Annotated in this window: 13 protein-coding genes and 1 pseudogene; 2 read left to right on the top strand and 12 right to left on the bottom strand. The window is 73.5% G+C overall.

What is annotated here, in order from left to right; translation table 11 throughout:
• Window positions 1-3: 3 nt before the first annotated feature.
• From EDD40_RS00235 to EDD40_RS00215, 5 genes are read right to left on the bottom strand one after another with little or no spacing between them, the layout of a single operon-like run.
• On the bottom strand, window positions 4-1,674 hold the full coding sequence (locus EDD40_RS00235; RefSeq protein WP_123741093.1) for a hypothetical protein: 1,671 nt from the start codon (window positions 1,672-1,674) through the stop codon (window positions 4-6).
• A gap of 23 nt (window positions 1,675-1,697) precedes the next feature.
• Window positions 1,698-2,750, bottom strand: coding sequence for a polyprenyl synthetase family protein (locus tag EDD40_RS00230; RefSeq protein ID WP_211348025.1), 1,053 nt, complete (start codon window positions 2,748-2,750; stop codon window positions 1,698-1,700).
• Window positions 2,747-4,006, bottom strand: a complete 1,260-nt coding sequence (locus EDD40_RS00225; RefSeq protein WP_123741092.1) for a hypothetical protein — start codon at window positions 4,004-4,006, stop codon at window positions 2,747-2,749. The genes EDD40_RS00230 and EDD40_RS00225 overlap by 4 nt, the downstream gene beginning before the upstream one ends.
• Complete coding sequence (locus EDD40_RS00220; protein WP_148088636.1) at window positions 4,003-4,377, bottom strand: hypothetical protein; 375 nt, start codon at window positions 4,375-4,377, stop codon at window positions 4,003-4,005. The genes EDD40_RS00225 and EDD40_RS00220 overlap by 4 nt, the downstream gene beginning before the upstream one ends.
• A gap of 27 nt (window positions 4,378-4,404) precedes the next feature.
• Entirely contained in the window at window positions 4,405-5,313 is a 909-nt protein-coding gene (locus tag EDD40_RS00215; RefSeq protein WP_148088635.1) for a hypothetical protein, read from the bottom strand.
• A gap of 408 nt (window positions 5,314-5,721) precedes the next feature.
• Between EDD40_RS00215 and EDD40_RS00210 the strand changes: the two genes are divergently transcribed.
• On the top strand, window positions 5,722-7,968 hold the full coding sequence (locus EDD40_RS00210; protein WP_123741089.1) for a glycoside hydrolase family 97 protein: 2,247 nt from the start codon (window positions 5,722-5,724) through the stop codon (window positions 7,966-7,968).
• Here the strand turns inward: EDD40_RS00210 and EDD40_RS00205 are convergent.
• Together EDD40_RS00205 and EDD40_RS00200 are read right to left on the bottom strand one after the other, a co-directional pair.
• The gene (locus tag EDD40_RS00205; RefSeq protein WP_211348024.1) at window positions 7,961-9,148 is read right to left on the bottom strand and encodes a cytochrome P450; all 1,188 of its coding nucleotides are present in this window, start codon (window positions 9,146-9,148) and stop codon (window positions 7,961-7,963) included. The genes EDD40_RS00210 and EDD40_RS00205 overlap by 8 nt on opposite strands.
• 107 nt (window positions 9,149-9,255) lie before the next feature.
• The gene (locus tag EDD40_RS00200; RefSeq protein ID WP_123741087.1) at window positions 9,256-10,830 is read right to left on the bottom strand and encodes a prenyltransferase/squalene oxidase repeat-containing protein; all 1,575 of its coding nucleotides are present in this window, start codon (window positions 10,828-10,830) and stop codon (window positions 9,256-9,258) included.
• A 261-nt stretch (window positions 10,831-11,091) separates the two neighbouring features.
• Here EDD40_RS00200 and EDD40_RS00195 point away from each other — a divergent pair, with 261 nt between their 5' ends.
• Complete coding sequence (locus tag EDD40_RS00195; RefSeq protein ID WP_211348023.1) at window positions 11,092-11,649, top strand: NUDIX domain-containing protein; 558 nt, start codon at window positions 11,092-11,094, stop codon at window positions 11,647-11,649.
• 90 nt (window positions 11,650-11,739) lie between these two features.
• Here EDD40_RS00195 and EDD40_RS00190 read toward each other — a convergent pair whose 3' ends face one another.
• The 5 genes and pseudogenes from EDD40_RS00190 to EDD40_RS00170 all read right to left on the bottom strand — a co-directional run.
• The gene (locus tag EDD40_RS00190; protein WP_211348022.1) at window positions 11,740-11,901 is read right to left on the bottom strand and encodes a hypothetical protein; all 162 of its coding nucleotides are present in this window, start codon (window positions 11,899-11,901) and stop codon (window positions 11,740-11,742) included.
• A 150-nt stretch (window positions 11,902-12,051) separates the two neighbouring features.
• Window positions 12,052-14,163, bottom strand: a complete 2,112-nt coding sequence (locus tag EDD40_RS00185; protein ID WP_123747630.1) for a M6 family metalloprotease domain-containing protein — start codon at window positions 14,161-14,163, stop codon at window positions 12,052-12,054.
• A gap of 202 nt (window positions 14,164-14,365) precedes the next feature.
• Window positions 14,366-15,739, bottom strand: coding sequence for an NAD(P)/FAD-dependent oxidoreductase (locus EDD40_RS00180; protein ID WP_123741085.1), 1,374 nt, complete (start codon window positions 15,737-15,739; stop codon window positions 14,366-14,368).
• Between the two features lie 31 nt (window positions 15,740-15,770).
• Window positions 15,771-20,522 carry a type I polyketide synthase gene (locus tag EDD40_RS00175; protein WP_123741084.1) on the bottom strand — a complete coding sequence of 1,584 codons (4,752 nt, stop codon included), beginning with the start codon at window positions 20,520-20,522 and terminating at the stop codon, window positions 15,771-15,773.
• A gap of 134 nt (window positions 20,523-20,656) precedes the next feature.
• Window positions 20,657-24,631 (bottom strand): annotated as a pseudogene (locus EDD40_RS00170) (beta-ketoacyl synthase N-terminal-like domain-containing protein); the annotation flags it as partial.
• Window positions 24,632-24,708: the final 77 nt, after the last annotated feature.

Raw genomic sequence — 24,708 nt, 5'->3', positions numbered from 1 at the left:
CGCTCAGCCGTCCAGCCGGGCCGTGAGCACGGCGCGGACGTTGGTGGTGATCGTGGCGCCGAGGTCGGCCAGCGTGCCGGGCTCGGCGAGCTCCTGGTTGATCCGGTCCAGCACCTGCCGCTTGTTGTCCGGCTTGTTCAGCTCCTTGTTGATGATGTCCTGGAAGCTGTCCCCCACCTGTGCGGTGATCTTGATGTGGTCGAGGTCGGCTTCGACGGTGAGGGCGGTGCAGGTGATCGTCAGGGTGTCCAGGGCGTTGTCGGCGCCGCCGCTGGTCGGCAGGGTGACGTCGACCGTGGCGTCGGCGATCGTGACGGTGTAGGGGCCGGAGAACGGGTCGTCGTCCCCGATCTTGACCGACACGGTGCCGGACAGCGTGAGCGGCGCGCCGAGGGTCTTGGTCTCCTTGTGCCCGTCGTGTCCGGTCACCTCGACCGTCGTCCCGTTGGCCAGGGTCGACAGCTCCACGGTGGCGCGCACGCCGGGGTCGAACGCGAGCTGGTCGGCCGGCGCCAGCGCGTTGGCGGCACCCACCAGCGAGTTGTCCGTCAGGTCGATGGTGGTCGGGGTGTCGAGCAGGGTCACCTGGAACGAGATCGTGTCGGGTTGGTAGGGGTCGAGCGTGGGCGAGGTGACGGAGAAGACGCCGGCGGGCAGGTAGTAGTCGCTGTCGGGGTTGTTGACCGCTTGGCGGAACCGCTGGAACAGGTTGTCGTCCACGGAGGTGGAGTCGTCGGCGGTGCCGATGGACTGGTCGAGCACCGAGCGGAGGTGGTCGGTCAGTCCCCGGGCCAGGCTGTCGAGGTTGTCGGGTTGGTTGAGGCTGTCCTGGAGGCGGGCGACGAGTTCGCGTTTGCCGTCGTCGCTGTTGAACGCCTCTTCGGCCGCGTCGTCCCACACCTTCCCGCTGATGTACGGGGCGTTGTCGAAGGCGATGTCGTCCAGGGCCAGCGTCGGCGGGGAACCCGGCTGCGCGCCGCGCACGGTCAGCTGGTTGACCGTGATGACGGGTTGCCCCTCGTCGACGGTGACCGCCCAGTCGACGTCGGCCCACAGGTCCGTGATCGACAGCGTGAACTTCCCGGTGCCCGCCAGGTCGAAGGTGGGCCAGTCGAACGGCGCCCGGTACTGCGCCTTGGTGACGTGCTTCGACGTGCCGTCTCCGTCGGCGATGCTGATCCACTGGTCGAGCTGGAAGCGACCTTGGGCGGTGACGGCTCGCGGCAGGTCGGTGAAGGCGCCGAAGGCGATCACGATCCGCGAGGTGTAGCCGTCGCCGTCGCGGTCGACCACCAGGTCCGGTTCCAGGCGGGCGTTCTCGAGCCCGGTCACGGTCACGGCCGAGGCGCTCAGGTTCGGCAACGCCTTGTCCGGTGTCGCGATCGGCGTGAAGAGGTCGTCGTCGTCGATCGGCGGATGGAAGTCGTCGGGTTTGGTGTCGACCATGATGCCGAAGGCCAGCTGGAACTCCGAGACGAGGTTGGTGCTGATGGCCTGCCCGCTCTCGCCGCCCACCGTGCCGACCTGCCACTGGTCGGCGTGCAGCGGCAGCGCCTTGCCGCCGCTGGAGTCGGTGAGGTCGGTGAGCACCGTCGGCAGGTAGAACCTGGTGCCCTCCTCGGCCATCCTCGGTCGCAGGGTGTTGAACACGAATCGGAACAAGCCTTCGCCCACGGTGCACCTCCGGGGATGGGTGGTCAGCGGCCTCGGTCGACGACGTGCAGCGCGATCCGCTCCAGCGCGTCGCGGTAGGGGTTTCGGGGGAACGGGCGCAGGTACTCCAGCGCGTCCAGCGCCTGGCGGCGGGCGTCGGCGTACGCGCGGGCGAACCCGGCGGTGGCCCGGACGTCGTCCACCAGCGGGGTGAGGTCGTCGGGTGGCGGCCCGTCGCCGCGCATGAACCGGCTCAGCCGGTGCCCGTCGCCCAGCTCCGCCATCGCGTACACGATCGGCAGGGACAGCCGGCGGCGGGCGATGTCCACGCCGCGCGGCTTGCCGGAGGCGGACTCGTCCTGGGTGAGGTCGAACAGGTCGTCCATGACCTGGAACGCGCGGCCGACGCGGCGACCGTAGTGGCCGATGCGCCGCACGTCCCGGGTGCGGCCGTCGACCAGCGCGATCCCGCACTCGCAGGCGAGCGCGAACAGCACGGCGGTCTTGCGGTCGATGGTGCGCCAGTACCGCTCCAGGAGCACTTCGGTGCGCCACGACGGGTCCACGCGCAGCTCGTCCAGCTCGCCGCAGCAGATCCGGTGGGCGACGTCCAGCACGGACTTCACCAGGCCGAGGTCGCGGTCGCTGTCGATGCACTCCACGAACCCGCGCACGGCCTGCACGAACTGCATGTCGCCGACGATGATCGCCTGTCCGGGTCCGCGCGCGGCGTTGACCGACGGCACGCCGCGTCGCACCGCCGACTCGTCCACCACGTCGTCGTGGATCAGCGTGGCCACGTGCAGCATCTCCAGCGACACCGCGCCGCGGGCCGCCTTGTCGGGCAGCTCCCCCGGGCCGTGCACCAGGTGCGCGGACAGGGCCAGCAGCAGCGGCCGCACCTTCTTGCCGCCGTCGTAGAGCGCCCGTTCGGCGTCGGTGAGGTAGTCGCGCTGCGGCGCCAGCGCTTCGGCGAGCAGCGCGCGGTACCGGTCGAGGTCGGCGGACAGCAGCGTCCGCCACACCTCGGACACCGGGTCGTCCCGCGAGCCGGACCGCAGGGCGGTCACGGGCGCCGCCGCGTCGGCGGCGGTCACCGCCCCGGGTCCGCGAGCAGGGCCGGGTCGGCCGCCACGACGGCGACGCGCAGCCGTTCGGCGACGGCGTCGCGCACCAGGTCGGCGACGAACCCGGCGGCGTTGAGCCGGTCGCGGGCGACGTCGGCGGCGGCGCCGCTCCACGTCGCGTCGTCCAGCACGAGCTCGAACGCGGGCAGCTCGACCCGGACCGCGCCGGTGGCGTCGGTCACCGCGGCGGCGCCGGTGATCCGGGCGGTGCCGGTGCCCTCGAACACCGTGGTCGGCGTGGCGGCGGCGCGCAGGGCCAGGCGGTCCTCGACGGCCATCCGGTGGAACTCCCGGATGAGGTCGCGCTCGTCGTCGTCCCAGCCCTCCCACACGTCGTCGGCGAACGGGTTGCGCACGGCGTCGAAGCTGCGGTGCCCGGGTCGGGTCGCGGCGGCCAGGTCGCCGGTGTGCTCCTGCACCTTGTTGAAGACGTCGTCACGGGTCATCGCCGAGGTGGTGGTCCGGTCGTTGCCGGTGGTGGTCCGCACCGAGTCGGCGAAGTCGAACGTGGCCTTGCTGGCCTCGTAGTACTTGCCCTGGTCGGGCAGGCCCTGGCTCGGGTCGTAGTCGGGGTCCAGCGCGAGGGTGTAGGTGGCGGCGGCGAACTGCCGGACGAACGCGTTGTAGTTGTAGCTGCCGGGGTTGCCCTGGTGGTCGTGATAGGTCTTGAAGGGGTCGTTGACCACCTGGTCGCCGGTCTCGTCGGCGAGGGCCGCGTGGGTGTCGGCCGCCATGGCGGTCGTGCCGCCGCCCTTGGACCAGACATTCTTGGCGAACCTGCTCCTGCTCTCGTCGAACAGGTCCGCGTACACGTCCTCGTGCAGGCCGTACAGGTTGAGCAGGCTGCGGCCGTTCTCGGTCTGCGCCAGGCTCATGCGTTGGGTGCGGGCGTTGTCCAGCCACTCCGGGTGCTTGTCCTGGTCGTCGGCGGACCGGGGCGCGGTGGCCGAGTCCGGCAGCACCGAGAGGTCTCCGCCGCCGTCGACGGTCGCGACCTCGTCGGGCGTGGCGTCGATCGCGCAGCGCGCCCGCACCACCAGCGGCGGCAGGGCGACGATCGTGCGGTCGCCGTCGGACACCGGGACGGCGTGCGGCTGCCCGTCCGGCTCGACGGTCAGCTCGGCGAACCGCAGGGTCAGCGCGCCCGACGGGTAGCCGACGTGCTCGGGCATCCGGACCGTGCGGGCCAGCGGGAGGTCGGGCGGGGTCGGCACGGGCAGGGTCACGGCGCCACCTCGATCCCGCCGGTGGCCAGCAGGTGGCCCTCGTGGGTGCCGAGGGTGAGGCCGGAGGCGGTCAGGGTGACCTTCTGGCCCTCGATCTGGACCGTGTAGCCGAGGGGGTGGTCCAGGGTCATGGAGTAGCTCTTGCCCACGGCGGCCTGCTGGATCGCCGCTTGGATCTTCTTCATCGCGGTGTCGACCAGGGGCTGGGCCAGCTTCTCCAGGGCCTTGTCGATGAAGTTGCCGTCCGGGGTCGCCGTCGCGTCGGTCAGGTCGAGCTCGGTCACCTTGGCGGAGAACTTCTGCGCCGAGTCCGCCGACACCGCCACGGTCAGTCCCGGGTCCTCCGGTGTCAGGGTCACCTTGTACTGCATCGTGCTCACCGTCCTGGTGGTCGCGGGTCAGAGGCTGTCGCTGGACTTCTTGAGGGCGCACTTGTTGCCGAGCATCGAGGCCGAGGCGTCGAACGCCACGTCGAGGGAGGCCGACCAGGACGTCGCGTCGGATTTGTCGATGGTGACCTTGTCGATGCTCTTGACGACCGCCTTGGCCGAGAACGAGACCCCGCCGCCCGAGTCGGTCTTGTCGTACACGACCGTGTTCTTGTGCGCGTCGGCGGCGCTCTGGGCGATGTGCTGGGCGAAGACGCGGTTGATGACGGCGAACACCGGCTGGGCGGGCCACGCCTCGGGCACCGGTTGGGCGGTGCCGGTGTCGGCCGTGGCCACCACGACCAGGTGCGTGCCGGTGATCAGGGCCTCGGTGGCGGTGAAGGTGACCTGCGAGCCGACGACGTCCGCGGTCTGGGGCGCGATGGCGTGCCCGCTGAGCACCGTGCCGAGCTGGAGGAAGACCTGGGGCAGGATCAGCCGGTCGATGATCGACTTCTCGGCCGGGGTGAGGTTCGACTGGTCCGCCCAGACCGCCAGGGGTGTGAGCGACGCGGTGCCGTCGGCGAGGGCGAGTCGCGTGTAGAACTCGACGGCGGGCGACACCGTGGGCAGCGCGGACCCGTCGATCGTGACGGCGAGTTCGAGGCTGGGGATCGACAGCGTGAGGACGTTGTCGGTGGGCGGGTCGCCGGTCGGGTGCTTGCCGTCCGGGCCGATGGACCCCTGCCACTTGTCGACCGAAGGTGACTGGAACTCGAATTCCGGTGACTGCCCGGTGACTTCCCACGTCCCGCTCGCGTGGTCGTCCCGGTAATCACCCCTGAACAAGGCGGCGTGCGTTTTCTGGTCCTGGTTGAGCCGGTCGACCCCGGCCGAGAAACTCGCCGAGTCGATGCCGAACACGACATCGAAATCCATGTACCACGAACCCCCATTTCCGACCGAGAACATTTCCAACAAGCCTGGGGCGACCGGCATCGACGCTGCTCAGGTGCCCCACAGCAGCACGGCAGACGAGTACCGGAAATTCTCCCACCCCCGGAATACCGCCCTGCGGCACAATCCCAAGCTAGTGCGCTCGCGTGACGCTCAGCAATGGGCGAAACGGGTTGTCCGCCGCAGTTCGGCGAACCGCACGACTCGACCTCGCCGGCCACGTACAATAAGTCTCGCCGCCCTGCACTACCACCAACAGCGTAAATACCCACCCACGCGGGTGACGCATTGTTGGCGGGCCGGCCGGCCGGTTCACCCCTGTACGGAGCCGTCGGTCGGCGGTACCGTGCGTGACGGGCCGCCACCCTCCGCAGCAAGGACGGTGTCGCCATGTCGAGAAGGCTCCGGGCGCTCGGTGCGGTCGCCCTCGCGTCGGCCGTGATCGGGGGTCTGGTCGGGGTCGCGCAGGCCGCGCCGGGGAGCTGGACGTCGGTCCAGCCCGGCGCCACCGCAGGCGGGTGCGACGGGGTGCGGGCCACCGTGGCGCTGGACGCCGCGGGCAGCCTCACGCTGGGCGCCACGTGGGAGTGCCGGGTCGCGCTGCTGCCCGCCCCGGTCGGCGTGGTCACCGCGGCCGCCGACTTCACCTCCGGGTTGACCTTCGTCCAACGCGTCGACACCCCCGTGTCCTCCAGCTACTCCGTCGTCGCCGGGAAGTCGAAGAACCGCGCGCGCACGGCCACCGAGACCCGGCTGGTGTTCGCCAAGGGCGCCGACCGGGTCACGGTCGTGGTGCGCACCGCGCGGGACGGGGTCGCGTTGCGCTACGAGCTGCCCGGCAGCGCGACCGTGCTGCGGGAGGCCACGTCGTTCGAGGTGCCCGGCGACGCGGTGGTGTCGCTGGCGCCGTTCGGCGTGAACCACGAGAGCAACTTCGTCACGTCGACCGCGGCCGCGGTCGGGGACGGCGAGTACGACCTGAGCGTGTTCGCCCAGCACCCCAACGGGTCGCAGGTGCTGCTGGCCGAGTCCGGTGTGGACGGCGGGTACTCCGGTGGGCGGCTCACGCACGCGCGCGGCACCGGCCGGTTCGCGGTGAAGCTGGCCGACGCGCAGGTGGCGCGCACGGGCGCGTTCGCGACGGCGTGGCGGACGGCCGCGATCGGCACGACGGCGACGGTCGTGGAGTCCACGCTGGTGGACGACGTGGCGCCCCCGTCGAAGGTGGCCGACACGTCGTGGGTCCGGCCGGGCGTGGCGGCGTGGCCGTGGCTGGACGGCTTCCACGACACGCAGCGCAACCTGCCCAAGCTCAAGCAGTGGGCGGACTACGCCTCCGCGCAGGGGTGGCCCTACCTGCTGGTGGACGACGGGTGGAAGGGCGTCACGTGGATGCCCGAGCTGGTCGAGCACGCACGGGCGCGAGGCGTGCGCGTCATGCTCTGGTACCACTGGACGGACCTGGACACCGAAGCCGAGCGGGACGCCGAGTTCACCCGCATCACCGGGTGGGGCGTGGCGGGCGTGAAGATGGACTTCATGGACTCCGAGACGCGGGCCCGCCACCAGTGGTACGACGCGGCGTTGGCGAGCACCGCGCGCTACCGGCTGATGGTGGACCTGCACGGCTCGCGGCTGCCGGTCGGCGTGCACCGGACGTGGCCGCACGTGCTGACCACGGAGGACGTGCGCGGCGAGGAGTACCCCGGCGGGCGCACCATCGACCACGTGGCGGCGATCCCGTTCACCCGCGGCGCGTTGGGGCCGGCGGACTACTCGCCGATGAGCTTCCAGCAGGGCAACCCGAACAGCGACGCCGCCGAGCTCGCGCTGGGCGTGCTGTACGAGAGCGGCATCATGCTGCCGGGCGGTCGGGTGTCGGACTACCAGGCGCGGCCCGAGGCTCAGCGGTGGATGCGGCTGCTGCCGACCACGTGGGACGAGACGCGGTACGTGTCCGGCGATCCGGCCACGGGTGCGGTCGTGGCGCGTCGCGACGGTGACCGGTGGTTCGTCGGCGCGCTGCGCAAGGGCACGGCGGGCACGATCTCCTACCCCACCGCGTTCCTGGGCTCGGGCACGTGGCACGCCGAGATCACCACCGACGGCCCGGCCGGTCTGGTGCGCACCAGCAGGGTCGTCCAGGCGGGCGAGGCGTTGAGCGTGGCGTCGGTCGCCAACGGCGGTCACGTCGTGAAGCTCACCCGTGCCGCCACCGCGCCGACCGGTGCGCGGGTGCTCGCCAACACCGGCACCGGGTTCGTGGTGGACGTGTACGACGCGGGCGTGGCCGACGACGTGCCGGTGATCGGCTGGACGGGCAACGGCGGCACGAACCAGCGCTTCACCCTGTCCCCCTTGGGTGACGGCTACGTGCGCGTCGTGAACCAGAACAGCGGCAAGGACATCGTCGTGCAGGGCGCGTCGCGCGACGCGGGCGCCAAGGTGATCCAATACTCCTACGAGCCGGGCGCCAACACCAACGACGAGTGGCTGCTCGAAGACGCGGGCGACGGCCGCCACCGGCTGGCCAACCGCTTCAGCGGCCTGTACCTGACCATGCCCGCGACGCAGGGCGCCCAGCTGGAGCAGCGGCCGTACGACGGCAGCGACCGCCAGACGTTCACCGTCACGTGACGCTCGCGGCCGTGAGGGTCGCGGGCAGGGCGTCGTCGGGGTGGATGGTCAGGCCGAACACCGGTTCCGGGACGCGGTGCAGCCGGACGTCGAAGTCCGTCAGCAGCCGGTCGAGGAGGATCGCGGTCTCGCGGTGCGCGAACTGGGTGCCGAGGCAGGCCCGGGCGCCGGTGCCGAAGGGGAAGTAGGCGCCGGGCCGGGCCGGGCGGCGGCCGGTGAACCGCTCGGGCGCGAAGCGCTCGGGTTCCGGCCAGAGCGCCGGGTCGCGCTGGGTCAGGTAAGGGCTCATCATCACGGCGGTGCCGGCGTCGACGCGGTAACCGCACAGGACGTCGTCGCTCAGCGCGTTGCGGCGCAACAACCACGCCACCGGGTAGAGCCGGAGCGCTTCGTCGACCAGCGCGCGCAGGGCGGCGGTGCGGGCGGGCGATCCCGGCGGCCCGGCCGCCAGGACGCGGTCGCGTTCGCGGGGGTGCCGGTCGAGCAGGGTGAAGATCCACAGCAAGGTGTGGCCCGTCGTCTCGTAGCCGGCCACCACCAGGTTGAGGACCTGGTCGCGGACGGCGCGGTCGTCGAGACCGGGGGTGCTCAACAGCATCGGCAGCCACAGGTCGACGCGGTCGTCGTGCCGGGCGTCGCGGATGGCGCGGTCGACGACGCCGTGGACGGTGGCGATGCCCGCGACGACGTCGGGTGGCAGCTCGGGGTTCTTCCCGGGCAGGGCGGGCACGGCGTTGAAGACCGCGTTCACCGTGTCGAGGTCGCGGTAGGTCGCCTCGTCGCCGGCCGCGCCGGTCAGGCAGCGCCAGATCACGTCGAGGGAGTAGCGGCGCAGGTCGGTCCCGATGTCGCGGGGTCGGCCCAGCGCCGCCGACCGGGCCCACCGCCGGGCGACGTCCTCGGTCGCGCCGCGCATGGCCTCCTCGTAGCGGCCGAGGGCGCGCGGGACGAAGTGGGGGCGCAGCGTCCTGCGCTGCCGCAGCCACGACTCCCCCGACGCGGGGATGATGCCCTCGCCGAGCAGGAAGCGCGTCCGCGGGGAGCGCTTGGCGTAGCGGTCGGGATGACGGGCCAGCACGTGCCGCACGGCTTCCGGGCTGGAGGCGAGGAGGACCTGCTCCCCCTTGAAGGGGAAGGAGGCCACCGGGCCGAGTCGCTGGACGAGGGCCAGCAGTTCCACGGTCCCCGTACCGCTTTCCTTCCACCGCCGCACTTCCGCGGCGTCGAGGGCAGGCGGTGAGGGCGGCGTGGTCGCCCTGGTTCGCTGGTCTTCCGGGTGTGCGGTGCTCACCTCGTGGCCCTTCGCGGGGAGTGGCCCGCCGGGTTCGCCGGATCGCGGCCGGACAGGGCCAGCAGCGCGAAGGCGTCGGCGAGCACGGGGAAGTCGTAGGGCAGGGGTCGGGGCGCGGCCTGGTCGGGCCGGGAGACCACGCGACCGTCGGCGCCCTGTTGGGTGAGCAGGTAGGCCAGGCCGGCCTGGTGGACCGGCGAGGTCTGCCACGGGTGGGTCGCCAGCAGGGCGTAGGAAGTGCTGAGGGCGTCGGCGGGCCGGTCGGGCAGCTGCCCCCAGCCGCCGTTGCCCTGTTGGGTGCGGGCCAACCTCCCCACCGCCGCGGTGACGGCGTGGTCGATGCGCCGGTTCCGCTCCTGCCCTTCACCGGGCGCGGCGGCGCGCAGTGCGGTGACGCAGCGGTACACGGCGTTGGCCTCGCTCAGGCTCCAGCTGCGCTCGTAGGTGCCGTCGGGCTGCTGGGAGTCCAGGAGGAATCCCAGTGCGGCGCCGACCACGTCCGGGTGCCTGTCGCGGTGAGGCCGCAGCGCCGTCAGGGCGCCCGCCGTCATGGTGATCTCGGAGGGGTGTCCTCGCAGGAACGTCGGGAAGCCCCCGTCGGGGTTGGCGAGACCGGCCAGGTAGGACAGCCCGGCGGCGATCTGGTCGGCGTAGCGGCGCGGGGACAGCGCGGTCAGCAGTTGCAGGCAGTAGGCGGTGTCGTCGCTGTCGCTCTGGGCGACGCCCTCGGTGTAGGCCCAGCCGCCGTCCGGGCGCTGCGCGCCGGAGAGGTGGTCGCCCATCGCCAGCAGCCCGTCCCGCCGGGTCCTGCCGGCGGCCAGCAGCGCCAGGCCCGTGGTGGCCGTGCAGAACACGTCCAGGCCGTCGAAGGCCGGCATTCCCCCGTCCTCGTTCTGGACGGTGAGCAAGCCGGCCAGGCCCTCGGCCACCACGGGGTGCCCCGGGCTGTGGCGGTGCACGGCCAGCAGCACCAGTGCGTGCGCGAAGACGTAGCCCTCCCACACGGTCTTGCGGCTGCCGTGCGCCAACGCCCGCAGGAGGGACGTCACTTCGGTGTCGGGTCGGTGTCCCGAAGCCGATGATCGCAGCACTTCCGCGGCGCGCAGCGACAGCTCCACCCACGGGACGAGCCCGCGGTGCTCGACGCCGTCCGACGGGTGCGGCATCGCGAAGCCGGGCACGCCCACCGCGGCCAGCACAGTGGTGAAGAGCACTCGCTTGCGCTCGCCGCTGAAGTGCTCGAACCCGTTCAGCCACGACCACACCCGCTGGTGCGCCTCATCACCCGGCCGGCCGAGCGCCCGATCGGCCAGCGCCTGGTCGAACGGGTTGTCGGCGGGGTGGTCGAGCAGGTGGCGCTCCATCCGCCGCCGGGCATCGGGGAACAAACCCGTTTCCCGCAGGAGGACGAGCACGAGCACCGTGTCCAAGGCACGGCTCGCACAGCGCTCCTCGACCGCTCCCCGCTCGGTGACCCGCGCCGCCAGCGCGCGGGCGAGCCGATCACGAGCCGCGGCCGGTCCCGCCGGCGCCGACGCGGTTCGGGGCGTGGACAGTTCGAGACCGGTCATGGAGCGCTCCCAACGCGATGTGGAGGCACGGGCGCCGGGTCCGGCCGGCGCGGTGGGCGCACCGCTCGACGGGCGTGGCGCCCGCGCCGACCGCGGTGCGGCTCGCACCGACCGCGGTGCGCTGTGGAGGAATCATGGAACACCGCGGTCGCGGTGCCCAGACTCCAACCGACTGACCGCCGTGCCATGATCGTAGCCGGCGGTCACCGCCACGACTTCCCGCCGGCAGCCGCGATGCCGCAGCCCTTCCTCGAGGATCACGTGAGCACATCGGACGAACGCGCCCGGCGGACGGGTCCTGTCGCGGCGGGCGGCGCGGAGTGGGTCGACTACACCGATGCCGACGACCGGCTCGTCGCCCGCGGTCCCCGCGAGGGCTCCGGGGCGCAGCGGTGGTACCGGAGGTACGCGGCCACCATCCTGACCGGACCGGGCGAGCGCGTCCTGGTCTACCTCCGCCCGGCGCACGCGCGCGTCTACCCGGGCCACTACGACGTGCTGGTCGGCGGTGGCGTGCGGGCCGGGGAGACCTACCACCAGGCGGCGGTGCGGGAGTTGGGCGAGGAGCTGGGCATCCGCCGCGAACCGCGCGAGGTGCTGCGGTTGCGCCGGACGGCGCCGCCGGAGCTCAGTCACCTGGCGGTCCACCTGACCGACATCGCCGACCTGCTGCCCCCGGCGACCCCGCGGCCACGCCTGCGCCCCGACCCGGCGGAGGTCCAGTGCTACGACGTGCTGCCCGTCGCGCAGGTGCTCGCCTCCCCGCCGCGGCCGTTCCTGCACACCGGGCTCGACGTCCTGCGCCACCTGTTCGCCTGACCCGGGAGCCTGCGGGACCGAGACGAAACCGGGAGGCACACGCCCCGGGGGGACAACACCCGTCCGGTTCGTGGGCGCCTTGGTGGCGGTTCACGCGGTACCCGGCCGTGTCGCCGGAAACGCGTGCCGGCTGCCCAGCACCACCACGACCAGGACCAGGACCAGGACGATCAAGGCCGGCACGCTCCAGGGGAACGATGTCGGGCCCGGCACGTCCAGGAGGATGCCGCCGACCGCCATGTCACGAGCCATCGCGGGCAGCACGCCCGCGGGCAGGGCCTCGGTCAGGATGCATTCCCGACGTGACCGGCGCGTTCCCGCCGCCGCTCCGCGAGAGCGGCGGGAATGAGGACGCCGGCGCGATCACCCGGATCGCGCCGGCGTCCCCACCGGGAGCTGCGGCTACCTCCCGACCACGGTGCAGGAAGCGGTCGAGGACTTGGTCGGGTCGCTCTCCGACCTGGCGGTGAGGGTCACCTTCGACACCAGCGGGCCGCCGTCACGCCTGGCGTGCACCGGCACCTCCACCAGGTCGCCGAAGCCCGCCGTCGCGAGCGCGTTGGGCACCTCGACGGACCAGCCGCGTCCCTCCGCCTTCGCCGACACCCGGTACACGTCGCCGTCGAGGTACCGGTCCACGGGCTCCGGGTGCTGCCCGGCCGGCGCGGCGGCACGGCCGGTGTTGACCAGCGGGAACCGGCACGTCGCCACGCCGTCCGAGCCGGTGCGGCCGGCGGTCGGCAGCACCCGCGCTCCCCGCTGCTGCGGGCCGGCGCCGTCCAGCGAGCGGACGGCGACCCGGTAGGACAGCACGCCCTGGCGGTCGCGCTTCACGTCCAGCACGTAGAAGTGCAGCCGGTTGGCCGGGTCGACGTACTCGTACTCGCTGCCCGAGTTCACGCCGGCGTGGAACAGGGCGTCCGACAGCTGCCGGTAGTCGCCGACCGTGATGGGCACCTCGGTCCCGTCCGGCAGGACGTAGTCGGTCATGCCGATGTCCTGCGGGTTGGCGTCGACCACCCACGCGAACGGCGCGAGGTCCTCGTTCTTGGTCTTGGCCACCAGCACGCCCGCGTCCGGCGTGAACGAGTCCGCGCCCATCCGGTCCACCACCTCGACCGTGTAGTTCTGGTACCCGCCGCCGTCGCAGAACGGGTCGGTCCGGACGTCGCAGGCGGGCGACAGGTCACCCGTGCCGAGGGCGATGTTCACCCCCGACAAGCCGTTCGGGCCCGGTTGGACGGTGCGGGCGGTCACCTCCGCGACGACCACCCCGGACCCGGCCAGCGCTTCCCTGGACAGGCGCAGGACGTTGCGCTCGTCGACGATGCCGAGCTTGATCTTGTTGCGGAGCACGTGCTGCGCGCCCATCGACCCGCCCGCGGTGGCCGGGATGACCCAGCGGGAGTGCGGGCCGCCGGGACCGTTGAACGACCCGCGCGACAGCATGTCCCAGATGCCGGTGTAGGCGCGGCGCGGCGGGTTGCCGTACGGGTTGTTGTAGTTGTCCCCGATGCCGAGCAGGTGGCTCAGCTCGTGGGCGTACACGCCCTGCCCGGAGCTCTCCGCCTGCGTGGACGACCCGCCGCCCGCGTTGGGCCAGATGCTGGAACCCGCGGCCCACGACGTCCAGTCGACGTACCGGGTGCGCGACCAGTTCGGCAGGGCGTCGTCGGGCGGGCCGAACGCGTCGGTCACGTCCTCCTTGGTCGGGAACTTCATCATCCCGAACTCCTGCCACGTCCCGGACTCGTCCTGGCCCGCGGACAGGAAGTAGACGAAGTCGTACCCCTTCGGGACCTCCGGGCCGACGTCGGCCACCCAGGCGGCGTTGCCGTCGGTGCGGATGTTGCGGTCGCACGTGTCGCCCGCGGGACAGCCGCCGCCCGCCTGGAACTCCATGGCGTACTCGTGGTCCTTGCCCGGCATCGTGTACGGGCCGAACGCCTTCAGGTCGACGCCGTAGCGGCCGCCGGAGTCCTCCATCCAGTACTCGTGCACGGTGTGGCCGCGGTTGAGGCCGTTCGGCTTGTTGAGGAAGTCCTGGTAGAACTGGCCGACCTGGTCGCGCGGGACGCCACTGGCCTCCGCGCTGGGGTTGCCGAACACGGTCGACTGCTTCGGTCGGGTCACGACGAACGGCTGGTTCGGGTAGTCCAGCAGGACCAGCGCGCCTTTGAAGTTGCGCACCGACCCCTTGACCGACGGGTCGGCCCAGTCGGTCCCGGGCACCTCGCGGTAGTCCTGCTCCCACGTCATGTGGTCCGGGTTGACCCAGTTCTGCGGGTCGACGGGACCGGGGAATCCCGCTTGCGCCGCCACGCGGGCGGAGTCGCGGGTCTGCTGCCAGGGTTGCCGCTGCGGCCAGTGGTCGTGCTGCCAGTGGTGCGGGGGCTCGTCGAGCGGTGCGGCGACGACGCTGGAGTTGCCGGCGGTGAGCGCGGCGACCGAGAACAGCGCGGCGATCAGCAGGACAGGGCGTCGACGCCCGCGACGGACACGTGTGTGGTCCATGCCACCTCCGTGGTAGATCCGCACACGCTATCCAGCGGCGGTCGCGCGGCACGGTCGCGCGGACCCGTTGTCAGTTGACGGATGTCCGGCCGGCGGCCGACCACAGAGGCCGGTCGCACCGCACCCGTCCTCGCCGGGCGTGCGGTCGGCCCGACCACGTCGCGACCGGCCCCGGTCGGGTGGGCCGGTCGCGGTCGCGGGGTCAGGCTCGCAGGTCGTGCAGGCCGAGCCGGGGGCTCGTCACCAGGTACAGGCCGTCCACGGCGGTGTCCGGGGTGTCGTTGGCGATCTCGAACGCCCGCTGCTGGCGGATCATCGGGCCGGACTCGCCGCCGCGCATCAGCCGCGTCACCTTGTCGAAGGCGTCCTCCTCGCCGTCGGTCGCGTCCTCCAGGTCCTCGATGCCGGCGACGATGTGGAGGAACGACTCGTTGAGGTTCAGCCCTTCGCGCTCGCGCAGCGTCAGCTTCTGCGCCTTGAAGAAGTGCTCGTCCTTGCCCTTGTACGCGTCGTAGAACACCGACACCAGGACCAGGAGCCGTTCGTAGGCCCCGCGGTAGGCCGTCTGGTAGAAGTTGCGCGCACGCTCCTCGTCCGCTTCGCCGCGCAGGACCGACGCGATGGTGGCCGCGCTCAGCAGCCCGCTGAACGTCGCCAGGTGCACGCCCGTGGACAGCAGCGGGTCGAGGAAGCAGGCCGCGTCGCCGGCCAGCAGGTACCCCGGGCCCTGGAACGACTCCGCCACGTAGGAGTAGTCGGTCTCGACCTTCGGCTCCGAGACGAGCTCCGCGTCCGCGACCACGTCGCTGAGCATCGCCGACCCGCCGAGCCCTTCCCGGTAGACCTTCTCGATGCCGCCGAGGCGCTCGCGGTCCTCGGCGAAGCGCTCCTTGGACGTCACCAGGCCGATGCTGATCGTCCCGTCGTGCAGCGGGATGCCCCACAGCCAGCCGTCGCGCACCGAGCAGACCGCGATGGCGCCGTCCGGGCCGTGCGGGATGTCCTTGGCCCCGCGCCAGTAGCCCCAGGTGGCGATGTTGCGGAACACGTCGTGGTACTGGCGGGTGCCGAGCCGGCGGGCGAGGACGCCCGCGCGCCCGGAGGCGTCGACGACGTGGTCGAAGGCGATGCGACCGGTCTCGCCCGCCTTGGACCACACGGCCGCCACGGCCCGGTCGCCGTCGAACACGACCTCGCGCACGGTGGTGTTCTCGTGCACCTCGACGCCGTGCTCCCGCGCGTTGCGCAGCAGGATGTCGTCGAACTCCGAGCGCACCACCTGCCAGCTGTAGGGGGTGTGTGGGAGCTGGTCGAACGCCAGCTCCCACTTCTCCTCCCCCCACTCCAGCCACGCGCCGCCCTTGCGGCGGAAGCCGTGCGCCTCGACCTCGTCCCGCACCCCGAGGAGGTCGAGGACCGGCAGGATGGACGGCAGGATCGACTCGCCGATGTGGTAGCGGGGGAACGTGTCCCGCTCCAGCAGGGTCACGGTGAACCCCTCGCGGGCGAGCAGCGCGGCGGCGGTGGATCCGGCGGGCCCACCCCCGATCACGAGCACCTGGGTCGTTTCGCGCATGGCTCCTCCGAATGTCGTGGCCGAGGGACCGTCAGCTCCGGGTCGTGAGGAACGCGACCAGGGCCTCGTTGAAAGGCGTTCCGGTGTTCTGGGTGTTGTGCCCGCCGTCGACGACGAGGCGGCGCGCGGCGAGCCGGTCGGCGAGCACGTCGCCGATGCGCTCGAACACCGGTCGGCGACCACCGGTCACGACCAGGGTCGGCACACCGGCGGCCCGCACGGCGTCCAAGGGCAGGTCGGTGTCGTCCCACGGCCAGCGGACACCGGTCCGGATGCGCCGGGCGAACGCCAGCAGGTGGTCGGGCAGCGGGTCTGGGTGGCTCGCGGTGGGCTCGACGAGGGCGAACAGCTCCCGGAAGTCGCTCTCGGCGTCACCGGCGCCGACGTCCACCAGCTTCGCGAGCCGCTGGTGGTACTCGTCCACCTCGGGCGAGCCGGTCGCGATGCCCGAGGCGGCGCTCTCCACGAGGGTCAGGGACCGCACCGCACCCGGGCGGCGGGCGGCGGCGACGAGCGCCCCGAGCGTGCCGTAGGACTGGGCGACGACGTGCGCGCCGTCGCCCAGGAGTTCGGCGATCAGCTCGCCGTCCACGGCGAAGTCCTCGCGGTCGGTGGTGGGGCTGAGCCCGTAGTTGAGCCGGGACGGCACGACGAGCCGCCACCGGTCGGCCAGCTCCAGCTGCGTCTGCCACGCCTCCACGCCGCCGTAGGCGCCGCCGTGCACGAACACCACGCGCGGTCCTTCGCCCAGCTCCACGACGTGCATGCCGCCGGGTCCGACGCGGTCCTCCGGCTCGTGGCGGGTGCGGGCGACGACCGGGCCGACGCGCCGCGTGCCGCCCGCGAGCGCGGCGAGGACGCGGGTCTGGAGCTCGTCGGCGGTGGGGCTGTCCAGGAACGCCGCCGCGGGCAGCGCCGCGCCCAGTGACCGGGACAGCGCGGCCTGGAGCTCCACCGCCATCAGCGAGTCCACGCCCAGGTCCTGCAACGGCTCGTGCGGGTCGATCGCGCCCGCGCGGCCGCCGATGACGTCGGCCAGCCGGTCCAGGACGAGCGCGCGCACCGACTCCGGGTCTCGGGACGCGGTGGTCCGCACCGGGGCGGCCGGGCGGCGGACCTCCCGCCGCGCGGGGGCGGCGGCGATCCGCACCAGGTCCTCCCGGGCGACCTTGCGCAGCCGCACCCCGGTGAACGCCACCACGCGCCGACCGGCCTCGTCGTGCACCGCCACGTCGGCGCGCAGGGTGTCGGACCTGCCGTCGTGCAGCACGACGTGCGCCAGGAGCGGGCCGCCGGTGTAGCCGTGGAAGGTGAACTCGTCGACGCCGACGAGGATCACCGACACGTCGCCGGGCGCCGCGGGCATCACGGCCTGCAGGCACGAGTCGACGAGGCCGGGGTGCAGCAGGTAGGGGCGGGCCTCGTCGCCGTCGGGGGCGCGCAGCCAGGCCAGCGCCTCGCCGTCGCGGCGGGCGATGCGCTCGATCCACCGGGCGGACGGGCCGAAGTAGTGCTTGCGCACCCAGAGGGACCGGTAGAAGGCGGTGCCGCTGACGTCCGTGCCGCAGCGGGCGCGGATGGCGGCGAGCTCGCGTTCGCCGAGCGTGGCGGGTGGGGCGTCGTGCGGGGTGAAGGCGCCGGTGGCGTGCAGGGGCCAGCCCTCTTCGGCCTGGCTGTAGACGGTGAACGAGTGGGTGTCGTCGTCGAGCGGTTCGGCGACGAGCTGGGTCGTGACGCGGTCCTCGGGCACCAGCAGGGCGCGGACGATCGCCAGGTCGGTGACGCGCACGGCGTCCGCGCCGGAAAGCTCGCGGGCCGCGCGCAGCGCGGCGTCGAGGTAGAAGCCGGCGTTGACGACCAGGAGGCCGTCCATCACGCACTCGGCGAGGCACGGGTGGGCGTCCACGGTCAGCTCGGCCCGGTACTGCGCGGCCGACAGCGGTGACGGGATGCGCTGCCCCAGCACGGTGTCCGAGCCGCCGGGCTTCACCGCGGGCGCGGCGGCGGCGGGCGCGGCAGCGGCGGGCGCGGCAGCGGCGGGCGCGGCGGCGGCGGGCGTGGCGGGTGGTTCCCCGACCGCCGCGACCGGTCGGGCCTCGGCCTTGAACCAGTGGCGGACGCGCTGGAACGGGTAGGTCGGCAGGTCGGTCTTGCGTCGCGGGTAGTCGGCGTCGAACGCCGACCAGTCCACGTCCACGCCCCGCACGTGCAGCGCGGCGACACCGCGCAGCAGCGTGGTCCACTCGTCGTGCCCCTTGCGCAGCGTGGGCAGGCGCACCGAGTCCGGCACGACCGGCTTCGCCATGTTGAGCAACGTCGCCGACGGACCGATCTCCAGCAGCACCCCGCAACCGGCGTCGGCGAGCGCGCGGACGCCGTCGCCGAACAGCACCGTCGACCGGAGGTGGTCGCGCAGGTAGCGGGCGTCGACCTCGCGCACCGGCTCGCCGGTCAGGTTGGAGATGACCGGCACCCGCGGGCGGCCGAAGCGGACGGTCGCGGCGGTGGCCTCGAACTCGTCGAGGACCGGGTCCATCAGGGCGGAGTGGAACGCGTGCGACACGGCCAGCGGGGTCGCGGGGACGGCGTCGGCGGCCAGCCTGGCCAGCACGGCCGCCACCGCGTCGGCCGGTCCGGACACGACGGCGCTCTCCGGGCCGTTGACCGCGGCCACGGCCACCGGGTCCGCGCCGATCGCGGCGAGCACGCGGTCGCGTGACGCGAGGACGCTCGCCATCGCGCCACCGGTCGGCAGCGTCGCCATCAACGCCGCCCGCCGCACGACCAGGCCCATCGCGTCGGTCGGGGTCAGCACGCCCGCCACGGTCAGCGCGACGTACTCGCCGAGGCTGTGCCCGAGCATCGCCGCCGGCCGCACGCCCCACGACAGCCACAGCCGGGCCAGCGCGTACTCCAACGCGAACAGGGCGGGCTGCGCGTAGGCGGTGTCGGACAACCGGTCCACGCCGTCGTCGGGGAACAGCACCGACCGCAGCGGCCGGTCCAAGTGGCGGTCCGCGACCTCGGCGACCTCGGCGAAGGCGGCCCGGAACGTCGGCTGCGACCGGTGCAGCTCCCGGCCCATGCCCGCGTACTGCGCGCCCTGGCCGGTGAACAGGAACGCCACCTTCGGCGCCTTGCCCTTGCGCGCCACGCCCGTCGCCACGTCGTCGTCACGGGTGCCGGCGAGGTGCGCGGAGAGCTTGGCGCGCAACGAGCCCAGCGAGTCGGCGCGCACCGCGAGCCGGTGCGGGAAGCGGGCGCGGCCGACGTTGGCGGTGAACGCGATGTCGGGCAGCGAGCCGGTCACGCCCAGGTAGTCGGTCACGAGCGCGGTCAACGCCTCCTCGCTCTTGGCCGACAGCGTCACGACGTGCTGGGGCCGGTCCGCCACGTCCTCGGCGGGCGTGTCCGGCGCCTCCTCCAGCACGAGGTGGGCGTTGGTGCCGGACGCGCCGAACGAGTTGATCGCGGCCACCCGGGGCAGCTCGCCGCGCGGCCACGGCAGGGGCGAGGTGGGGAACGTCAGCGCGCCCGTCGCCGGGATCTCGGGGTTCAGCTCGGTCAGGTGCACCAGCGGCGGGATCTCGCCGTGCCGCAGCACCAGCAGCGTCTTGATCAGCCCGGCGATGCCGGCGGCCGGTTCGAGGTGCCCGATGTTGGTCTTCACCGAGCCCACCGCGAACGGCTCGGCGCGGTCACGCCCCAGGACCTCGCCGAGCGCGGCGATCTCGATCGGGTCGCCCAGGGACGTGCCGGTGCCGTGCGCCTCGACGTAGCCGATCCGCGCGGGGTCGAGGCCGGCCACGTCGAGGGCGTGCCGGATCAGGTCCTGCTGCGCGCGGCCGTTGGGCACGGTGAGGCCGCTGCTGCGACCGTCCTGGTTGACGGCGGTGCCCTTGATCACGCCCAGCACGCGGTCACGGGCGGCGATGGCGTCGGACAGGCGCTTGAGCACCACCACGCCCGCGCCCTCGCCGCGCACGTACCCGTTGGCGGACTTGTCGAAGGTCTTGCAGCGACCGTCCGGCGAGAGCATCTTCGCCTTCGACAGCACCACGAACCACTCCGGTGACAGCATCACGTTGACGCCGCCCGCCAACGCCATGTCGCAGTCGCCCGTGTTGAGGCTCTGCACCGCGAGGTGCACCGCGACCAGCGACGACGAGCACGCGGTGTCCACCGACATGGCCGGCCCTTCCAGGCCGAGCAGGTAGGCGAGGCGACCGGCGGCGAACGTGGAGGCGTTGCTCGTCAGCCAGTAGGTGTCCATCTCCGCCGGCGGCAGGCGCTGCATCATCGCCATCACGTAGTCGAACGCCGACACGCCGACGAAGACGCCCGTGCGGGAGCCGACCAGCCGGTCGGGTGCCTGGCCCGCGTGTTCCAGCGCCTCCCAGCCGACCTCCAGCAGCAGTCGCTGCTGCGGGTCCATCTCGGCGGCCTCGCGCGGTGAGACGCCGAAGAAGCCCGCGTCGAAGTGCTCGACGTCGTCGAGGAACGCGCCCTGGTCCGTGTCGGACTTGCCGGGGCTCTCCACGCCGGGGCTGTGGTAGTCGGCGACGTTCCAGCGGCCCTCCGGGATCCGCGTCACCGCGTCGCCGCCCTCGCGCAGCAGACCCCAGAACTGGTCCAGGTCGTTGCCACCGGGGAACCGGCACGCCATGCCGACCACGGCGATCGGCTCGGCGGCGCGCTGGTCGGCCAGGGCCGTGCGCAGCTCGCGGATCTCGGTCAGCGCCTGGCGCAGCACGGACTGCTGGTCGTCGATCTGCGCGGTCATCGCGCTCCCCTGTCCCTGCGGACCCGTCCGGCCAGCTCGATCTCCCGCGCGAGCTGGGCGACCAGGTCGTCCTGAGTGGTGGTGGGTGCGGCCGGCGCGGCCGGCGCGTCGGCGGCGAGCTTCGCGGCGAGCCCGGTCACGGTCGGGTAGGTGAAGAGGGTGGTGGTGGACAGGGTCCGCCCGGTGACGACTTCGAGGCGGGTGCGGAGCTTGAGCGCCATGACGGAGTCCAGGCCCAGCTCGAAGAAGCCGACGTCGGGGTCCACGTCGTCGGCGTCGAACCCGAGCACCGCCGCGACCTCGTCCCGCACGCGCTCGGCCAGCTCCGCGTCGTCCGGTTCCGGGTAGGACGGTGCCGGGCGGACCGGCACGGCGTCCCCGGTGACCGGTTCCGGGACCGGCTCGACCACGACCGGCGGCGCGACGGCGGGTGCCGGGACGGCGGGTGCCGGGACGGGGCGCGTGGCCTGGTCACCGGCCCAGAACCGCTTGCGCTGGAACGGGTACGTGGGCAGCGCGACCCGCGCCCGACCGGTCGCCGGCGGCGACGCCGACCGGTCGACGGCCTCGCCGCGCACGTACCGGCGCGCCTCCGCCTCCAGCCGGGCGTCACGCCCCGGCCGGGGCGGCTCGCCCTTCGCCACCGCGCGCAGCCCGTCGACCAGCTCCCGCAGGTCCTCCGCGACGACGGCCGCCCGGTGCGCGAACGACGCGCGCCCGTGCGCCAGGGTCGCGGCCACGTCGGCGAGCGCCAGGTCGGGATGCCGGCCCAGGTGGTCGGCCAACCGCACCGCCTGGTCCCGCAACGCCTGCTCGGTCCGCCCGGACAGCACGCACAGCGCGGGTCCGCCGGCGGCCGGCGGCTCCGTCGTGCCGGGCGCCTGTTCCAGGATCACGTGGGCGTTCGTCCCGCTCATCCCGAACGCCGACACGCCCATCCGCCGCGGCCGGTCCACCTCGGGCCACGGCCGCTCGGCGTCGAGCACCCGGACGCCGCCCCACTCGACGTGCGAGGAGGGCGCGTCCACGTGCAGGGTCGCGGGCAGCACCCCGGCCCGCAGCGCCAGCACCGCCTTGATCACGCCGCCGACGCCGGCGGCGGCCTGGGTGTGCCCGATGTTGGACTTGAGCGAACCCAGCCACAGCGGTGCGCGCCGAGCCCCGTAGACGGAGACGAGCGCGCGTGCCTCGATCGGGTCGCCGAGGGTGGTGCCGGTGCCGTGGCCCTCGACGGCGTCCACGTCGTCGGGGGTGAGCCCGGCCCGGTACAGGGCGTCGAGGAGGAGGCGGCGCTGCGCCTCGGAGCTGGGCGCGGTGAGCCCGTTGCTGGCGCCGTCCTGGTTGACGGCGCTGGAGCGCAGCACCGCGAGCACCGGGTGACCGCGGCGACGCGCGGCGGAGAGGCGTTCGAGCACGACGACACCCGCGCCCTCGCCCCACCCGACGCCGTCGGCGCTGTCCGAGTACGCCTTGGACCGACCGTCCGGCGACAGCCCGCGCACCGCGCTGAACTCGATCAGCGGACCGGCGGTGCCGAGCACCGTCGCCCCGCCCGCCAGCGCCAGGGAGCACTCGCCCGCCCGCAGGGACTGCGCCGCCAGGTGCAGGGAGACCAACGACGAGGAGCACGCCGTGTCCACGGTCAGCGCGGGGCCGCGCAACCCGAGCGCGTAGGAGACGCGCCCGGACGCGACGCTCGCCGCCATGCCGGTCATCAGGTGTCCGTGCAGGTCCGCCGGGACCGCGCTCAGCGCCGTCCCGTAGTCCTGCACGGCGATGCCGACGAACACGCCCGTGTCGCTGCCGCGCAACGACGTCGGGTCCACGCCCGCGTGTTCCAGCGCTTCCCACGACGTCTCCAGCAGCAACCGCTGCTGCGGGTCCATGGCCAGCGCCTCGTGCGGGGAGATCCCGAAGAAGGTCGGGTCGAAACCGGCCGCGTCGCGCAGGAACCCGCCGTGCCGGGCGTAGGTGGTGCCGGGGTTGCCGGGTTCGGGGTGGTAGAGCGCCGCCACGTCCCAGCCCCGGTCGTCGGGCAGGTCGCCGACGGCGTCCCGCCGGGACCGCAGCAGGTCCCACAGGTCGTCGGGCGTCACCACGTCGCCGGGGAAGCGGCACCCCATGCCCACGATCACCACGGGGTCGTCCTCGTGCTCCTTCGCCGCGTCCGGGGCGTCGACCGGCGCCACCGCCGAGCCGCGGAGGTGGTCCGCGAGCGCGCGGGGCGTGGGGTGGTCGAACGCGAGGGTGGCGGGCAGGGCGAGGCCGGTGGCGGCGGTGAGCCGGGCGCGCAGGTCGAGCGCGCCGACCGAGGTGAGCCCGAGGTGGTCGAACGACGCGTCCTCGTCCAGCGCGGCCGGGGCGTGGCCGAGGATGTCGGCGAGGACTCCCCGCACGAGCGCGTCGACCGTCTCGGCGGCGGGCGCGGCGGGCGCCTCGACCTCGATCACGGGAACCGCCGCGGCGGCTGTCCGCCACCAGTACCGCGCCCGCCGGAACGGGTACGTCGGCAGGTCCACCCGTCGCGCGCCGCCGAACACGCCGGTCCAGTCCACGTCCTCGCCCCGCAGGAACGCCTCGGCCGCCGCGTCGGGGCCGCCGACCCGGACCTCGCCCGCCGCGCACCGCGCCAGGCCGGCCAGCAGAGCTTCCCGGTCCCCGGCGACGACCACCGCCCGCCGCTCCAACGCCGACCGACCCACCGCGAGCGTGAACGCCACGTCGCCCGGCGCCGCCTCGGGGTGCGCCACCAGGTGCGCCCGCAGCTCCCGCGCCCGGTCGGCGAGCCCTTCGGCGTCCCGCGCGGACAGCACGAACGGCAGCGCCCCGGCGGCCGGTGACGAGGCTGCCGCCGCGGGCGGCTGCTCCAGGACCACGTGGGCGTTGGTGCCGCTGATCCCGAACGCCGACACGCCCATCCGCCGCGGCCGGTCCACCGCGGGCCACGGCGTCAGTTCGCGCGGCAACCGCACGCCCCGCCAGTCCACGTGCGTCGAGGGCTCTCCCACGTGCAGGGTCGCGGGCAGCACCCCGGCGCGCAGCGCGTGCACCGCCTTGATCACACCGGCGACACCGGCCGCCGCCTGGGCGTGGCCGATGTTGGACTTGACCGACCCGAGCCACAGCGGTTCGCGCCGCCCGCCGAACACCGCCGCGATCGCCTGCGCCTCGACGGGGTCGCCGAGCCGCGTCCCGGTGCCGTGCGCCTCGACGGCGTCGACGTCGTCGGGGGCCAGGCCGGCCGAGGCCAGCGCGGCGCGCAGCACCTGTTCCTGCGCGCGTCCGCTGGGCGCGGTGAGGCCGTTGCTGGGGCCGTCCTGGTTGACCGCGGAGCCGCGCAGGACGGCCAGCACCGGGTAGCCGCGCTCACGCGCCACCGAGAGCCGCGCCAAGGCCACGACGCCCACGCCCTCGCCCAGCGAAGTGCCGTCCGCGTCCTCGGCGAACGCCTTGCACCGGCCGTCCGGGGCCAGTCCGCCCTGTCGGTCGAACTCCGCCATGAGGCCGGGCGTGGCCATCACGGTCGCGGCGCCCGCCAACGCCACGTCGCACTCGCCGGCTCGCAGCGACGCCGCCGCGAGGTGCATCCCCACCAGGGCGGTGGAGCAGGCCGTGCCGACGGTGACGGCGGGGCCGGTGAGGCCGAGGTGGTAGGAGATCCGACCGGAGGTGAGGCCGGTGAACCCGCCGGTCAGCGCGTAGCCGGACAGCTCGTCGGGGATGGCGTCCAGCGGCGGTCCGTAGTCGGGGTCCAGGACGCCGACGAACACACCCGTGCGCGCCGTGCGGGCCGCGTCGAGGCTGATCCCGGCGCGTTCGAGGGCTTCCCACGCGGTCTCCAGCAGCAACCGCTGCTGGGGGTCCATCGCGGTGGCCTCGCGCGGCGAGATGCCGAAGAACGCGGCGTCGAAGTCGGCCGCGTCGGCGAGGAACCCGCCCTCCCGCGCGGACAGCGTGCCCGGCGTCGCCCCGTGCGGGTCGGGCCAGCCGCGGTCGGTCGGGAGAGCACCGACCGCGTCCACGCCGTCGACCGCGAGCCGCCACAGGTCCTCGGGCGTCCGCACGCCGCCGGGGAACCTGCAGGCCAGGCCGACGATCGCGATCGGCTCGTGGCGCCGGTCGCGCAAGGCCTCGTTCTCCCGGCGGAGCGCCTGGTTGTCCTTCAACGACTTGCGCAGCGCCTCGA

This window comes from Saccharothrix texasensis, assembly GCF_003752005.1.
Taxonomy (GTDB): Bacteria; Actinomycetota; Actinomycetes; order Mycobacteriales; family Pseudonocardiaceae; genus Actinosynnema; species Actinosynnema texasense.
The sequence above is the reverse complement of the archived record's forward strand: the minus strand, read 5'-3'. Positions and strand labels throughout refer to the sequence as shown.

What these genes read in the sequence shown, in the direction of transcription:
- EDD40_RS00220 (WP_148088636.1), bottom strand. Translation starts at nt 4,377, where the DNA reads ATGCAGTACAAGGTGACCCTGACACCGGAGGACCCGGGACTGACCGTG.
- EDD40_RS00215 (WP_148088635.1), bottom strand. Translation starts at nt 5,313, where the DNA reads ATGGATTTCGATGTCGTGTTCGGCATCGACTCGGCGAGTTTCTCGGCC.
- EDD40_RS00210 (WP_123741089.1), top strand. Translation starts at nt 5,722, where the DNA reads ATGTCGAGAAGGCTCCGGGCGCTCGGTGCGGTCGCCCTCGCGTCGGCC.
- EDD40_RS00200 (WP_123741087.1), bottom strand. Translation starts at nt 10,830, where the DNA reads ATGACCGGTCTCGAACTGTCCACGCCCCGAACCGCGTCGGCGCCGGCG.
- EDD40_RS00190 (WP_211348022.1), bottom strand. Translation starts at nt 11,901, where the DNA reads ATGGCTCGTGACATGGCGGTCGGCGGCATCCTCCTGGACGTGCCGGGC.
- EDD40_RS00185 (WP_123747630.1), bottom strand. Translation starts at nt 14,163, where the DNA reads ATGGACCACACACGTGTCCGTCGCGGGCGTCGACGCCCTGTCCTGCTG.
- EDD40_RS00180 (WP_123741085.1), bottom strand. Translation starts at nt 15,739, where the DNA reads ATGCGCGAAACGACCCAGGTGCTCGTGATCGGGGGTGGGCCCGCCGGA.
- EDD40_RS00175 (WP_123741084.1), bottom strand. Translation starts at nt 20,522, where the DNA reads ATGACCGCGCAGATCGACGACCAGCAGTCCGTGCTGCGCCAGGCGCTG.